This is a genomic window from Leptolyngbya sp. FACHB-671 (assembly GCF_014695745.1).
Classification (GTDB): domain Bacteria; phylum Cyanobacteriota; class Cyanobacteriia; order Elainellales; family Elainellaceae; genus JAAUTN01.
Genome location: NZ_JACJOV010000147.1, coordinates 28,081 through 42,437, shown reverse-complemented (window position 1 = coordinate 42,437; position 14,357 = coordinate 28,081). Strand labels below are relative to the sequence as shown.

The 14,357-nt window shown below is 49.1% G+C and carries 10 protein-coding genes; 5 read left to right on the top strand and 5 right to left on the bottom strand.

Translation table 11 applies throughout. From position 1 onward, the window contains the following. Positions 1-101: 101 nt before the first annotated feature. Together dnaK and grpE are read right to left on the bottom strand one after the other, a co-directional pair. Entirely contained in the window at positions 102-2,057 is a 1,956-nt protein-coding gene (gene dnaK / locus H6F93_RS23470; RefSeq protein WP_190686121.1) for a molecular chaperone DnaK, read from the bottom strand. Between the two features lie 214 nt (positions 2,058-2,271). Then, entirely contained in the window at positions 2,272-3,036 is a 765-nt protein-coding gene (grpE, locus tag H6F93_RS23465; RefSeq protein ID WP_190686118.1) for a nucleotide exchange factor GrpE, read from the bottom strand. 497 nt (positions 3,037-3,533) lie between these two features. Between grpE and H6F93_RS23460 the strand changes: the two genes are divergently transcribed. The 4 genes from H6F93_RS23460 to H6F93_RS23445 all read left to right on the top strand — a co-directional run bounded on the left by H6F93_RS23460 (position 3,534) and on the right by H6F93_RS23445 (position 8,778). Further along, positions 3,534-5,537 (top strand): GspE/PulE family protein, encoded by a 2,004-nt coding sequence (locus tag H6F93_RS23460; RefSeq protein ID WP_190642740.1) that lies wholly within the window; start codon positions 3,534-3,536, stop codon positions 5,535-5,537. A 106-nt stretch (positions 5,538-5,643) separates the two neighbouring features. Beyond that, the gene (locus H6F93_RS23455; protein WP_190642741.1) at positions 5,644-6,771 is read left to right on the top strand and encodes a type IV pilus twitching motility protein PilT; all 1,128 of its coding nucleotides are present in this window, start codon (positions 5,644-5,646) and stop codon (positions 6,769-6,771) included. Positions 6,772-6,955: 184 nt separating this feature from the next. Next, entirely contained in the window at positions 6,956-8,182 is a 1,227-nt protein-coding gene (locus H6F93_RS23450; protein WP_190642742.1) for a type II secretion system F family protein, read from the top strand. An 11-nt stretch (positions 8,183-8,193) separates the two neighbouring features. Further along, the gene (locus tag H6F93_RS23445) at positions 8,194-8,778 is read left to right on the top strand and encodes a hypothetical protein (protein ID WP_190642743.1); all 585 of its coding nucleotides are present in this window, start codon (positions 8,194-8,196) and stop codon (positions 8,776-8,778) included. A gap of 1 nt (position 8,779) precedes the next feature. On the opposite strand, the gene H6F93_RS23440 is transcribed toward H6F93_RS23445, so the two are convergent. The 3 genes from H6F93_RS23440 to H6F93_RS23430 all read right to left on the bottom strand — a co-directional run bounded on the left by H6F93_RS23440 (position 8,780) and on the right by H6F93_RS23430 (position 13,397). Continuing rightward, positions 8,780-10,777, bottom strand: a complete 1,998-nt coding sequence (locus H6F93_RS23440; RefSeq protein ID WP_190686115.1) for a monovalent cation:proton antiporter family protein — start codon at positions 10,775-10,777, stop codon at positions 8,780-8,782. Positions 10,778-10,792: 15 nt separating this feature from the next. Next, positions 10,793-12,175 carry an aldehyde dehydrogenase gene (locus H6F93_RS23435; protein WP_190686111.1) on the bottom strand — a complete coding sequence of 461 codons (1,383 nt, stop codon included), beginning with the start codon at positions 12,173-12,175 and terminating at the stop codon, positions 10,793-10,795. Between the two features lie 88 nt (positions 12,176-12,263). After that, positions 12,264-13,397: an ATP-binding response regulator gene (locus H6F93_RS23430; protein ID WP_190686108.1), complete on the bottom strand. Its 1,134-nt coding sequence runs from the start codon at positions 13,395-13,397 to the stop codon at positions 12,264-12,266. Between the two features lie 416 nt (positions 13,398-13,813). Between H6F93_RS23430 and H6F93_RS23425 the strand changes: the two genes are divergently transcribed. Then, entirely contained in the window at positions 13,814-14,353 is a 540-nt protein-coding gene (locus H6F93_RS23425; protein ID WP_190686104.1) for a L,D-transpeptidase, read from the top strand. The last annotated feature ends 4 nt before the right edge of the window (positions 14,354-14,357 follow it).

Sequence of the window (14,357 nt, the reverse complement as noted above, 5' to 3'; positions counted from 1 at the left end):
TTGCTTAGATAGAAGGGCTTTAGGTTTGAAAATTAGGAAACTCACTAGGGCTAGGATAGCTTACACCCTACACCCCCTATTTAATACCCTAGCACTCTAGGCTAATCGACTGCCTCGTAATCAGCAGTTACCGTGTCATCGTTTTCAAAACCGTATCCAAACTCTTCCTCTAGCGTTGAGCTAACGTTGCCGTTATCTTCTGCAATGGAAGTCTCGTCTGAATAGTCATAATCTGGATCATCCTGGTTGATCTGCTGATACACTGACGCGCCAATTGCAAACAGGGCTTGCTGGAGAGCATCTAGCCGTTGCTTCATCGCTTCAACGGAAATGGAGCGGTCAGCGATCGCCGCCCGCAGTTCAGCCACTCGCCCATTTGCCTCTGCTTTAAGACCATCAGTAATAAACTGAGCATTATCCCTGAGCGTTGTCTCCCAGCTATAGAACAGCCCATCTGCCTGATTCCGCAATTCCACCAGTTGCTTGCGACGCAGATCATCCTCTGCGTTAATCTCCGCATCTAGCTTCATTTGCTCGATCTCAGATGGGGTTAGTCCACCTGTGTTGGTAATTCGCACGCTTTGCTCTCGCCCGGTGCCCTTATCTCTAGCTGCCACCTGAAGAATGCCATTTGCGTCAATTTCAAACGACACCTCAATCTGAGGCACTCCTCTAGGTGCAGGCGGAATGCCCGCTAGCTGAAATTTACCCAAACTTTTATTGTCTTTTGCTAAAGCTCGTTCTCCTTGCAAAACATGGATTTCGACCGAAGTTTGACCATCGGTCGCGGTCGAGAATGTCTGCGTCTTGCTTGTAGGAATAGTCGTATTTCGTTCAATGATTCGGGTAAATACTTCACCTAGCGTTTCAATGCCTAGAGACAACGGTGTTACGTCAAGCAGAAGCAAATCCTTGACTTCGCCAGCCAAGACACCTGCTTGCACTGCTGCACCTAACGCCACAGCCTCATCGGGGTTAACTGAGCGATCAGGAGTTTTGCCATTAAAATACTGGCGAATTGCGTCCTGAACCGCCGGAATTCGGGTAGAACCTCCAACCAGAATAATCCGATCGATATCCTCACCGGTCAGGTCGGCATCCTTGAGTGCTTGATTGACTGGCTCGATCGTGCTGAGTACCAGGTGATTGACTAATTCCTCAAACTTAGCGCGAGTTAGCTCCATTTCTAGATGCTTGGGACCCGTTTCATCCGCTGTGATGAACGGCAAATTGATTGAGGTCGTCAGCATGTTAGAAAGCTCAATTTTGGCTTTCTCAGCCGCTTCTCTCAGCCGCTGAAGCGCCATTTTATCAATCGACAGATCGATGCCTTCATTTTCTCTAAAGCTATCGATCATCCAGCGCACCAAGGCATTATCAAAATCATCACCGCCTAAGTGATTGTTGCCTGAAGTCGCCTTGACCTCAAACACACCATCCCCTAGCTGTAAGACTGAAACGTCAAAGGTGCCGCCTCCGAGGTCAAAAACCAGTACGGTTTGATCCTGGTCTTGCTTATCGAGACCGTAAGATAATGCAGCGGCCGTCGGCTCATTAATAATTCGTAATACTTCTAGCCCTGCGATCGTTCCAGCATCTTTAGTGGCTTGTCGCTGAGCATCCGTAAAGTATGCAGGAACCGTAATCACAGCTTGAGTGGGAGGTTCACCCAGATAATTTTCAGCATCCTGCTTGAGCTTTTGCAGGATCATGGCTGAGATCTCTTGGGGAGTGTAGGTGCGACCCCGAATCTGCACGTCTACCGTGTCATCCTTACCTTTGATACAGGTGTAGGAAACTCGAGTTCGCTCAGTTTCGGTATCATCCCAACGCCGACCAATAAATCGCTTGATGCTGAAAACAGTATTTTCGGCATTCGTTACAGCTTGTCGCTTTGCTAGCTGCCCCACCAGCCGCTCACCCGTTTTGGCAAAGCCAACAATGCTGGGAGTTGTCCGCCCTCCTTCGGAGTTGGAGATGACGATCGGTTGACCGCCCTCCAAGACAGCAACACAGCTATTTGTCGTGCCCAGGTCAATACCAATGACTTTTCCCATAATTAGCGGCTGTGAACGTGTTCAAGTGAATGAGTACAAAATGTAGATGAATTGAACTCATTTCTAACAGAGTATTCCGCAATTTTTCGGGAATCTGATCAGCTTAGCCTAAATTTTATGGGCAACCCCTTAGCAAAGCGACAGCTATAACCGTAGAAACAACACGCACCTCATCAAGAACTTGTAAATAAAGTACGCGTCTACTGAGATTCCCTTAACCGTCAGTCTCGCCCTGATATGCTTCATCCGAAGTTATCACGGGTTCTGGGGCGGTAGCAACTTTAACCATCGCATGGCGTAAAACTCGCTCACCCAGGAGGTAACCTCGTACTAACTCCTCGATCACAGTGCCCTCAGCATGTTCGTCTGTTGCTTCTCGCATGACAGCTTCATGCAGATTGGGGTCAAATTCTTTGCCTTCAGAACGCATAGGCGCTACGCCAACCCGCTTGAGACAATCAACCAGCTGCTTGTAAACGCTCTGGTAGCTCTTGTGGATATTCATCTCCTGATCAGTTTGCGGCTTGATCTGCGATCGCGCCCGCTCAAAGTTATCGACCACTGGCAGCAACTCGACGATCGTGGAGCATTTGGACTGCTGCTCCAAGTCTTCCTTCTCTTTTTGAGTCCGCTTGCGGAAGTTGTCAAAATCAGCGGCAATCCGCATGTACTGCCCCGTGCGTTCTTCAACCTGAGCCTTTAAAGACTCGACTTGTTGAGTTAGCTCGGCGATCGCTCGACTGTCTACCTCAGCTTCTACAGGCTGAACCTCTGGCTCAGCTTCTACAGGTTCAGCTTCAGCTTCGATCACTTGCCCCACAGACTCCGGGTCTGCAGTTGAATACTCTGAAGCGACCTCTTGACTATTTTGTACCGTTGCCTCATCGGGCATTGTTTCACTCTCCACTTGCTGTACATCCTCTGAGGTATCAGCCTCTGACCCTTGAACGTTCTCTAGCTGCTTTTCTTCCTCAATCATTGTCTACTATATCCAGAACCTAGAACTGAATTTCTCGTGGGCTATTTCCAATTAAACCGAATCCGTTGTCAAAACTTTGCTAATTTGTTGTCTTGATTTGGGAAAGGTCTTCAATGGATACGAGTTCATCTATGGATGATTCTAACGATTAAGCGAATTGGACAATGCTTTTTAACCCAGAGCGTTTGGGTAGAGAGCCAAATTTGGTCGTACAGGCTATTATCGTGAACACAAAGTTTAGCTATTTAACCCCATCCAACCGAGTACTACTCTATCGCAACCCGATACGGACAAATCTCTGGTAGTTTCCGACTAGCCTCTTCAGGTTTCATCGCACTATGATTCTTTCATGGAGTTCTTTGAAAAGTGCGACGCTTCCAAGGCCTAGCAAATTTCTCACGCAGCCTTAATTAACTTTAGCTGCGAGTCGATTATCCTCATAAACGCTCTGGTAACAATCCTGAGACCCTCTTGTAAGGAGACTTTCTGCATCAGCTATGGCTAATTCCCCGTCACAGCGCCGTGCCCTAATCGTCCAGCATAATTTTTCGCCCTTTAGTAACAAACTGATTCAGTCGGGCTACATCAACAACGAGCAGATGCAGCAAGCTCTAGTTGAAAGCCGTAAGTCAGGCAGACCCCTGACCGAAGTGCTGGAGATGATTACAGGGCAGCAGCTTCCGCCGGACTTGTTACGCCAATACAAGAAGCAGCAGCTATTTGAACTTAAAATTCTCTACGGCGTTGAGTCTCTCGACCCGGAAATCAACCAGATTTCCTCAAATCAAGTAAGCCTGCTGATTGACACGCTGATTCCAGTTGATTTTTGCCGTCGCCATCGGTTGGTGCCCGTGTCTAAGCAGGAGGGAGACTTACCCTATGTCCTCGTGGCAATGGTTGATCCAGACAATCTAGATGCACAGGACGACTTGAATCGACTGTTGAGACCCAAAGGGTTGGGGCTTCGGCGGATGGTGATTACCGCAGAAGATTATCAGCGCATCATCAATCATTATCTTGACGAGCAACAAGAGCGGGAAAAGCAGCGTGAACAGGAATCGAAGGTAGATGTTAAAGCAGACCTGGAGGTTCTAGACTACTTAGACCTACAAGAAGCACCAGGCGATCTAGATGCAAACCTAGATGAGGCTCTGCAAGATGCAGAGGCGGCTCCAGTCATTGCTCTGGTCAACAAAATCATGGTCAAAGCTCTGCAGGAGGGGGTTTCTGATATTCATATCGAGCCTCAGGAAGAGTCTTTGCGGGTACGCTTTCGTAAGGATGGTGTACTGCGACAAGCGTTTGATCCCCTACCCAAAAAAATTGTGGCTGCGGTGACAGCCCGTTTCAAAGTCATCGCTGAGCTAGATATCGCTGAGCGTCGCCTGCCCCAAGATGGTAGAATTCGGCGGATTTTTGATAATCGCAAAATTGATTTTCGGGTTAGCACACTGCCTAGCCGCTACGGAGAGAAAGTCGTTCTGCGAATTCTAGACAACTCTGCGACTCAGCTTGGTCTAGACAAACTGATTACTGACCCAGATACCTTGCAGATTATGCAGGAGATGGTTGCTCGTCCATTTGGGTTGATTCTGGTCACTGGCCCAACCGGATCAGGTAAAACCACGACGCTATATTCAGCGCTGGCAGAGCGAAATGACCCCGGCGTCAATATCAGTACAGTTGAAGACCCAATTGAATATACACTGCCAGGACTGACTCAGGTTCAGGTCTTGCGGGAGAAGGGCGTAGATTTTGCTTCAGTGCTGCGGGCATTTTTGCGACAAGACCCAGATGTGATTCTGGTAGGTGAGACGCGAGACAAGGAGACGGCGAAGACGGCGATCGAAGCTGCTTTAACAGGACACCTTGTCTTAACAACGCTACATACGAACGATGCAGCCAGTGCGATCGCCCGTCTAGACGAGATGGGTATTGAACCCTTCATGGTCTCCAGTTCTCTGATTGGGGTACTGGCCCAGCGTCTAGTTCGTCGAGTATGTAGCGAATGCCGCATTCCATACAACCCATCCCACGAAGAACTGGCTCGGTTTGGACTTTCTGTCAGCCACGACGCTGAAATTACGTTTTATAAAGCCAACTTTTTGCAAGCAGAAGAAATTCTGCTTGCAAGAGAGGCAGGAGAACTTTGCTCAGCCTGCGGCGGCATTGGCTACAAAGGTCGCTGTGGGGTTTATGAGGTGATGCGCGTTACCGAGCGACTACAAACCATGATTACCGAGGGTGCGCCCACCGAACGCATCAAGGAAGTAGCGGTCGAAGAAGGCATGAAAACGCTGCTGTCCTACAGTTTGAACCTGGTACGTCAAGGGTCTACGACGCTTGATGAGGTTGAGCGGGTTACATTCACCGATACAGGCTTAGAAGCAGAGCTAAAAGCTAAGCGTAAGAGTTCATTGACCTGTCGAGTCTGCGGTGCTGAGCATCGTCCAGAATGGTTAGACTGTCCCTACTGTACGACTCCCCGTTTTCAGGATTAGAAGTTTTTCCTGGAGTATGTATCATCCAAATCATTGTTCAGCTTGAAGCATCGTCAGCGATGAAAGCCGCTAACCCTGCATCACCAAATTTAAAGGAGAAAAACAAATGGAGTTAATGATCGAAGATTTGATGGAGCAGTTGATTGAGATGGGTGGATCGGACCTTCACCTCTCTGCTGGGTTGCCGCCATACTTCCGCATCAGTGGTCATCTAACTCCGATTGGAGATGAACCACTGACCTCTGAACAGTGCCAGCGACTGATCTTCAGTATGCTCAACAATACTCAGCGGAAAAATTTAGAGCAAAACTGGGAACTCGACTGTTCCTACGGGGTAAAGGGATTGGCTCGTTTTCGCGTAAACGTTTACAAAGATCGAGGAACCTACGCCGCCTGTTTGCGGGCGCTCAGCTCCAAAATTCCTAGCTTTGAGAAGCTTGGGTTGCCAGATGTAGTGCGTGAAATGGCAGAAAAGCCAAGAGGCTTGATTCTGGTGACTGGTCCTACTGGCTCTGGTAAGACAACAACGCTGGCAGCGATGATCGACCTGATCAATCGGACTCGCGCAGAACACATTCTAACGATTGAAGACCCCATTGAATTTGTCTACGAACCGATCAAGAGTCTGATCCACCAGCGGCAGTTGGGCGAAGACACCAAGAGTTTTTCTAACGCGCTAAGAGCTGCTTTGCGGGAAGACCCGGACATCGTCTTGGTTGGAGAGATGCGTGACCTGGAAACCATTTCTCTGGCTATCTCCGCTGCTGAAACTGGACACCTCGTCTTTGCGACTCTGCACACCAGTTCGGCGTCCCAAACCGTTGACCGCATGGTCGACGTGTTTCCTTCGGAGCGACAGCAGCAGGTCAGGGTTCAGCTTTCTAACTCCTTGGTAGCGGTGTTTAGCCAGACTTTGGTGTCGAGAAAAAATCCCAAGCCAAACGAGTTTGGGCGGGTCATGGCCCAGGAGATCATGATTGTGACTCCGGCGATCGCCAACTTGATTCGAGAGGGCAAAACCGCTCAAATCTACTCAGCAATTCAAACGGGCGGTAAGTTGGGAATGCAAACGCTTGAAAGAGTTTTGGCAGATCAATATAAAGCGGGGCTGATTTCCTTTGAATCCGCTATGTCTAGAACCTCTCGACCAGACGAGTTGCAACGCTTGATTGGCGGTACTGGTGCGCCAATTCCAACTAAGCCAAATAACTATGCGGGTGCTAACCCCAGATAACCTGGCAACGTGCCAGGATTGTTAGACCTCTCCAGGGATTGAGCCTGCACCTCAGAGACAATCCTGGCACCGGAAACCAATCTTTACTAGGGTGACAAAATTGGCTTGAATCTGGGTAAACTCCCCATTATTCCCTTTTTGTCCTCTTCTCTTCACACCCCCTTACTTACTCAGACGGTGAGACATGCCTACTTACGTTGTTCGCGCACGAGACGCTAAAGGAAACCCAAGACGGCAAAAAATTATGGCAGACACTCCCGCTGAAGCGCGTTCTACGCTGCGGGAGCAGGGATTGTTTGTTCAAGAACTGACTGAAGATCAGGGCTTGAACATGAACGTTGATCTGAGCCAGCTTCAAACTGCCTTAACCAACGTTTCAATCAAGGACAAAGCAATTTTTTCTCGTCAGTTTGCAGTGTTGATTAATGCTGGCGTGGCAATGGTGAGAGGGTTAGGCGTGTTGTCTGATCAGTGCCCTAATCCAAAACTTAAGAAAGCGTTGCAAGAGATTAGCTCAGACGTGCAGCAGGGTACTAACCTTTCAGACTCGATGCGAAAGCACCCTAAATGTTTTGACAATCTCTATGTCAGTATGGTGCAGGCTGGAGAAGTGGGGGGGGTGTTGGATGAAGTCATGAATCGTCTGGCAAAGTTGCTAGAGGACGTTTCTCGGCTGCAAAACCAGATTAAGTCTGCACTAACTTATCCAATCGCAGTAGGAGTGATTGCGATCTCCGTCTTTATTGGGATGACTGTCTTCCTGCTACCCATTTTTGCGGGCATCTTCGATGAGCTAGACGCAGAGCTGCCTATATTTACTCAGGTGATGCTTCAGATCAGCGCCTTTTTAAGAACGCCCACCTACGTGATTGGTCTAATCATTATTCTGGTCGTGTTAGCGTTTGCCTATCGGCAGTACTATAGTACTCGGGTTGGACGGGAAACGATGGATCGGTTTTTCTTAAAGATGCCTCTGTTTGGTGACTTGATCCAGAAAACTGCCACTGCTCGTTTCTGCCGTACCTTTGGTGCTTTATCTCGATCTGGAGTTCCCATTCTGACGGCTCTGGAAATTGTGCGAGATACCGCAGGAAATCAGGTGATTGCAAACGCAGTTGATGAAGCAAAACGGGAAGTACAGTCTGGTGGCATGATCAGTCTGGCACTGCAGAAAGAGCAGGTCTTTCCAGTCATGGCAATTCAGATGATCAGTATCGGTGAAGAAACTGGAGAAATCGATACGATGCTGATGAAGGTGGCAGACTTCTACGAGGATGAAGTAGAGCAAGCCGTCAAAGCGTTGACCAGCATTATGGAACCGATCATGATCGTGGTCTTGGGCGGCATGGTAGGTTCAATTCTGGTTGCGATGTACTTACCGATGTTTAAGGTAATGGACGCAATCAACTAATTCATCAAACCATGACTCGACAATCTCACTACGAAGAGTCTCTGGCGGACTATAGTGACCACTTGGGGGCGATCGCCCTACTCAAGCGATTTCGCCCCTATCTAGAAATGATCCCCAGTATGCGCCGCCCCAGCGAGAGCGTGATTACGATTCCGCTTCCCATCGTTCGGATTCGGGATGCAGCACCTGCAATCAGTGCAACAGAAGTCAGCATTGCAGCCGGACAAATGGTTCGGCTGCCCTGTGACGTTGGTATTTTGATGTGCGATCCAGAGTGGAAAATCAAGACGGGCGTAGAAATTTTTGTTTTTATCCATCGACCTCAAGAAGATTTTTCAGAACTACTGGGTCGTTGGAGACAAACTCAAATTTGGCTCGACAAAGGGTATGAGTGGATGATGCCCCCTCGCCATCGACACATTCTGAGCGAGGGGGCTGATGAGACGCATCCGCTGTTTGTCACGTTTCCAGAAACCCCAGACCGCATCAGACGAGGTTTGCGAGGCGCTAGTCTGCCCTATGTGACAGAAAGCATTTATTCCGTTGAGGAAGAACAGCAAGAGTCGTTAGAGACATTGGCGAATGATGAGGGATGAGTTAACCTTTGCCGCTGATTAGTGCTTTAAAAGCGGTTCGTTCTTCTATGCTGCCGACTCCAAGCAGGCGATCGCCCTCCAACAGCAGCGTGTCTGCACCAGGATAACGGTTTACCTCCCTGCCACGCCGAATTGCCATGATCGTCACACCAGTCTTGTGCCGAATGTCAGCTTCTGCTAGCGTTGACCCATTCAAGGGAGAACTTGGCATTAATGTATGCCATTCCCCTTGAAGCCCTTCCATTGCAGTTTCTAAGTCAGTTACGACCAGTTCCGTTCGTTCGGGCACAATGTCGCGATAGCGCCTAGAGCGATAGGTATTAATTACTTTCAGAACCTGGTTAGGCTGACTGCCTAAATTAAGCAACAGATGCGCTCCCATTTCTAAAGCCGCCTCGAACTCAGGCTGAACGACCTCTTGCGCTCCGAGTTGGTAGAGTACGTCAATCTCCTGGTTAACGTGCGCTCTCACAATCGTGTCCAGATCGGGAGCCAAGCTTAGCACCCGCTTGAGTGTCAGCCGGGTGGCTAGGGGATCGGGTAGGGCGATCGCTAATGCCTTTGCCTTAGGTAGATACGCCTTTTGCAACACCAGCTCACTGGATGCATCTCCGTAAAGGTAGGGAATATCCTGATCTCGCAAAGCTTGAGCAGTCGCCTCATTGTTATCAATCACCAAAACATGATGCCCTTGAGAATGCAGGAGCCGCACGAGTGTTTGCCCAACCCTGCCATAACCTGCCACCACGATGTGGTTAGAGATGCCTGCGTCAACCGCAATGGCACGAGGAGCCTGACTGTCGCGCAGCATTGAGCCAACCAGCGGCAATCTTTCTAGAGTGCTGAAAAGATAAGGAGATGCTTTGAGAAAAAATGGCGTAACCAGGAGTGTTACAGCGGTTGTGCCAACAGTCAGTCCATAGAGTCGGGGCGAAAACAAATCTAGACTTTGGGCAACTCCTGCCAGAACAAAGGAAAATTCTCCAATTTGGTTAATCCCTAGTCCTACCGTGAGTGATGTTTTAAGAGAATAGCCGAACAGTCGGACAACACCAGTCACAATCAAGGCTTTGCCAATCATGGCGATCGCCACCAACCCCAGCAGCACCCAAATATTTTCCAGCAAAAACAGGGGATCAATCAGCAAGCCAATCGAGGCAAAAAATAGCGTCGAAAACACATCGCGCATCGGCAAAACTTTATCTAGCGCCTGGTCTGCGTATTCAACCGCTGAAATCATCAGCCCTGCTACGAAAGCGCCCATTGCGATCCCCAAACCCAACACTGAAGTCAGCAGCGCTACGCCCAGACAAAGGGTAAAAATCGTCAGAATGAACACTTCCTGGGAGCCCGTTCTGACCACCCGCCGCATAATCAGCGGAATCAGCCATATTCCCACAACTAGTGCTATGGCTATAAAAAATAAAGATTTCACCAAGGCGCTGATCAGTGCACCGCCGATCGCCTCTGGCGGTTGAGTTAAAGCAGGCAAAACGGCCAGCATAAGCCCTAAACCTAAATCCTGGGCAATCAGCATTGCCAGCATGACCTGCCCGTAGGCTGTCTGCACCTCGTTTCGCTCAATCAAGCTTTTTAGCACGACTGCCGTTGAGGAGAGAGAAAGCACGGCTCCCAGAAAAATGGCAGTCGGAACGGTATCTACCCAACCTGTCGCATAGGCTAATCCACCTCCCAACAACGTGGTCAGTAAAATTTGAATTGAGCCGCCCCCCAAGGCAATGCGTCGAAACTGCAGCAAGTCTGCCAGAGAAAATTCTACTCCCAGAGTAAAAAGCAGCAGTGCGACTCCGACCTCAGATAAAACTGCGATGTCGCCTTCTAACCTGACCAGCCCAAAACCTGCTGGTCCAACGACAATTCCACTCAGCAGATAGCCCAACAGTACAGGCTGATGAAGTCGGTTGGCTAAGTATCCTCCCAGCGTTGCAGTTCCAAGAACCGTAACCATCTCAACAATCAGCGTCAGTTCTTGAGCCATATTAGTTTTTCTCGATTAACTGAAGACTTTTTTCAGCAGGTCGAGTTTGCCTGCATAGGGTGGATATAAAATTTTGAGCCCAAACCAAAAGGATTTTTGCAGAATGCTTTTGTGATGGGAAAAGGTATCGAAACTGGACTTGCCATGATAGCTGCCAATTCCGCTATCGCCAACGCCGCCAAAGGGAAGTTCTGGAACGCCAATATGCATGATCGTGTCATTGATGCAAACGCCACCAGAGGAGGTTTCTTGAAGCACTCGCTGCTGTAGCTGTTTGTCACGTGAAAAGAGATAGAGCGCCAGAGGTTTGGATTTGCTGTTGATCAGGGCGATCGCCTCGCCGATATCTTCATACTCAATCACTGGCAGAATTGGCCCAAAAATTTCCTCTTGCATCACCGGATCATCGGGTGAGATCTGGTCTATCAAAGTTGGCGCAATGTAACGCTCCTGCTCATTTGTTTTACCCCCAATCAGAATCTTGCCACTCTGCAGAAGGTTTGCTAGTCGCGAAAACTGCTTGGGGCTTACAATTCTGGCGTAGTCTGGACTTGTAGCCGGATCTTCTCCATAAAATTCCTGAATGCAAGTTTGAATCGCGGTCAGCAGGGCAGGTTTAACCTGGCGATCAACCAGCAGATAATCGGGTGCAACGCAGGTTTGACCCGCATTGATAAACTTGCCCCAAGCAATCCGTCTGGCAGCGTCCTCCAAGGAAATGTTGCGATCGACAATACAAGGACTTTTGCCGCCTAGCTCTAGTGTTACAGGAGTCAGATGTTGAGCCGCCGCAGCCATGACAACTTTGCCAATCGCCGTACCGCCTGTGAAAAAGATGTGGTCAAACTTTTCTACTAAAACAGCTTTGCTGACCTCTACACCGCCTTCTACAACGCTGACAAAGGCAGGGTCAAAGGTTTTTTGGATGATTTCTGCGACTAGCCGAGAGGTGCTTGGGGCAATTTCAGATGGCTTTAGCAGGGCACAGTTGCCAGCGGCGATCGCACCCACCAGCGGTGAAATCATCAGTTGAAACGGATAGTTCCAGGGTCCGAGAATCAGTACAACCCCCAAAGGTTCTGGCAAAATCTTTGCCACCGCAGGAAACTGCGTAAACGGTGCGGCTACTCTCTTGGGCTTAACCCAAGTGCGAATATGCTTCAAGGCATAATCAATTTCTTGCGTTACGCCGATTTCAGTGGCAAACGTTTCAAACTCCGGTTTTCCCAGATCTTCTGCAAGGGCGCTCAAAATGGCAGCCTGGTGATCGATGACTGCCTGCTTCAAGGCTTGAAGTTGAGCGATGCGAAAGTCAACGGATTTTGTCTTGCCGCTGTTAAAAAACTGTCGCTGCTGCTGCACAAGTTCGTGAACCTGACTGGTCGCTAACTGCACCATGCTGCCTCAACCTACTTCAAAAAGGGGAATCGCCTTAATTGTGACAGGTTCCACCAAAATTTTGGTAGGTAGACAAAGCGGATCTGTTCTAGAGATGAGTCGGCAATTCCACCGTAAACAGACTACCCTTGCCCAACTGAGATTCAACCTCAATGGTGCCCCGGTGCGCTTTGATAATTTGGCAAGAAAGATGTAGCCCCAGTCCACTACCCGATCGCTTGTGGTTGCCGTGGCGAAACGGCTCAAACAAAGAGCTGTGATACTCTGGCGAAATTCCTGGGCCAGTATCTTCGACTTCTACCTTGACCCAAGATTCAACCGATTGGTCTGCCTTTACGTGAACGGTGGTGCTGAGTCGAACGGTGACTGAGCCAGTGTCCGTAAACTTGACCGCATTGCCAACTAGATTGGTAAAGACACGGTGTAGTTCCAGGCGATCGCCCCGCAGCTCAATCAGCTTATCATCGTTGGCAAGATTCGTTTGCAGAGCCAGTCCCTTATCGAGGGCGATCGGCATCAGCCCTTGCACAACTTCCTTAAGCAGTTGGCGCACATCGATTGGGGTCAGGCTAAGCGTCTTCCGTCCTGCCTCATAGCAATAAACCTGAAGCAAGGTATTGACCATATCGAGCAGATTTTGATTGCTGCGCTCCATGGTCGCCAGGGCCTCTATGACCTCAGGAGACAACTCGCCCAACGCCCCCTGCTGCAGCAACGACATCATCCGGTCTGCTGCTACAAGTGGAGTCCGCAGATCATGGGTAAGACGCGAGACAAAATCTTCACGCTGACGGGCAATTTGATCTCGCTCATCAACACTGTGCTTGAGTCGCAGCAGCGATCGTACCCGGGCTAACAGTTCATCAAACTCAACGGGTTTACGAATGAAATCATCTGCACCAATATCCAACCCTTGCGACACACGGGGTTGGTCGTGAGCCGTAATCAATAAAATTGGAATAAACGGCAGCTTAGCGTTTTTACGAATCCGCTGTGTTACCTCAAAGCCATCCATTCCTGGCATCATCACGTCTAGCAGTAGCAGATCGGGTGGAGACGCATTAATGTAGGCGAGAGCATCGCTGCCATTGTTGAGAACGTCGATCTTATATCCCTCTTCCTCCAAAATTGCTTGAATTAAAAACGTGTTGTCGGGCGAATCGTCTACAACGAGAACGCGATCAACTTTGGAAGATCTACCAAATAGGGGCGAGTAGTCCATGAAAATTATTACTTAGTCACGATATATAGAAAGAACGACTGTCAAGAGCTTTTTTGAAGATCTTCTCACCTCAACCCGCTTTTTGCCTCCTACCAACGAAGTATTCTTCAGATTTTCTTTAGTATTTTTACTTAGCCTGCTTCCTCAGAACAGCCTCTTCATGTCAAGGACAATGAACCCTGCTCAGTGTTCTTATACCGTTTCTATAAAAACAAGCCACAGATGGAAGGGCACCTCGTCTCGCAGGATGTCCTTCCATCTGTGACGCTATTTCTGGTAGCTCTAATGTTTGGAAGTGGTATTAGAGAACCTGTTCAACACGGCTTAAGTGAAGATTTCTAGCAGAAACGCAATTGTAGGAACATTTTGTGTTTTGAAACAGGTCGCTATTCATAGCATTGGTTGCAAATCTTGATATGAAACGCTTCACCTGTCCTGGCTTACTCTTATCTTTGAGAAAATTTGGGGTTCAGGTTTCCCTAACTACGGCATTGGCGCTAGCACTCTCCATTGCTGGAGCAAAATCTGGGTCAGTATTGGCGGTCGAGCCATCTGACAATGCAGAGGCGATCGCTACTCGCATGTACGACTTACAGCAGTCGAGCCAACGTTGGATTCAGGTTGACTTGTCTACACAGCGCTTGATTGCTTGGGAAGGCGGCAATCCGGTGCGGGCGGTGATTGTCTCAACGGGCAGAGACGCAACTCCTACTCTGACGGGCACATTTGAAATCCAGTCGATGCATCGCGTTGCACGAATGCAAGGAGATGACTACGACATTCCCGATGTGCCCTTTGTGATGTACTACTCCGGTAACTATGGAATTCATGGTGCCTACTGGCACAATCAGTTTGGCGTGCCGATGAGCCACGGTTGTGTCAATGTTGCAGTCGATCATGCGGAGTGGTTGTTTAGTTGGACAGAGATGGGCACCCCAGTTGTAGTGCATGAGTGATTGA

Bases quoted from the DNA above. Each gene is read 5' to 3' on its own strand.
- dnaK (WP_190686121.1), bottom strand. From the start codon at position 2,057: ATGGGAAAAGTCATTGGTATTGACCTGGGCACGACAAATAGCTGTGTT.
- grpE (WP_190686118.1), bottom strand. From the start codon at position 3,036: ATGATTGAGGAAGAAAAGCAGCTAGAGAACGTTCAAGGGTCAGAGGCT.
- H6F93_RS23460 (WP_190642740.1), top strand. From the start codon at position 3,534: ATGGCTAATTCCCCGTCACAGCGCCGTGCCCTAATCGTCCAGCATAAT.
- H6F93_RS23455 (WP_190642741.1), top strand. From the start codon at position 5,644: ATGGAGTTAATGATCGAAGATTTGATGGAGCAGTTGATTGAGATGGGT.
- H6F93_RS23450 (WP_190642742.1), top strand. From the start codon at position 6,956: ATGCCTACTTACGTTGTTCGCGCACGAGACGCTAAAGGAAACCCAAGA.
- H6F93_RS23445 (WP_190642743.1), top strand. From the start codon at position 8,194: ATGACTCGACAATCTCACTACGAAGAGTCTCTGGCGGACTATAGTGAC.
- H6F93_RS23440 (WP_190686115.1), bottom strand. From the start codon at position 10,777: ATGGCTCAAGAACTGACGCTGATTGTTGAGATGGTTACGGTTCTTGGA.
- H6F93_RS23435 (WP_190686111.1), bottom strand. From the start codon at position 12,175: ATGGTGCAGTTAGCGACCAGTCAGGTTCACGAACTTGTGCAGCAGCAG.
- H6F93_RS23430 (WP_190686108.1), bottom strand. From the start codon at position 13,397: ATGGACTACTCGCCCCTATTTGGTAGATCTTCCAAAGTTGATCGCGTT.
- H6F93_RS23425 (WP_190686104.1), top strand. From the start codon at position 13,814: ATGAAACGCTTCACCTGTCCTGGCTTACTCTTATCTTTGAGAAAATTT.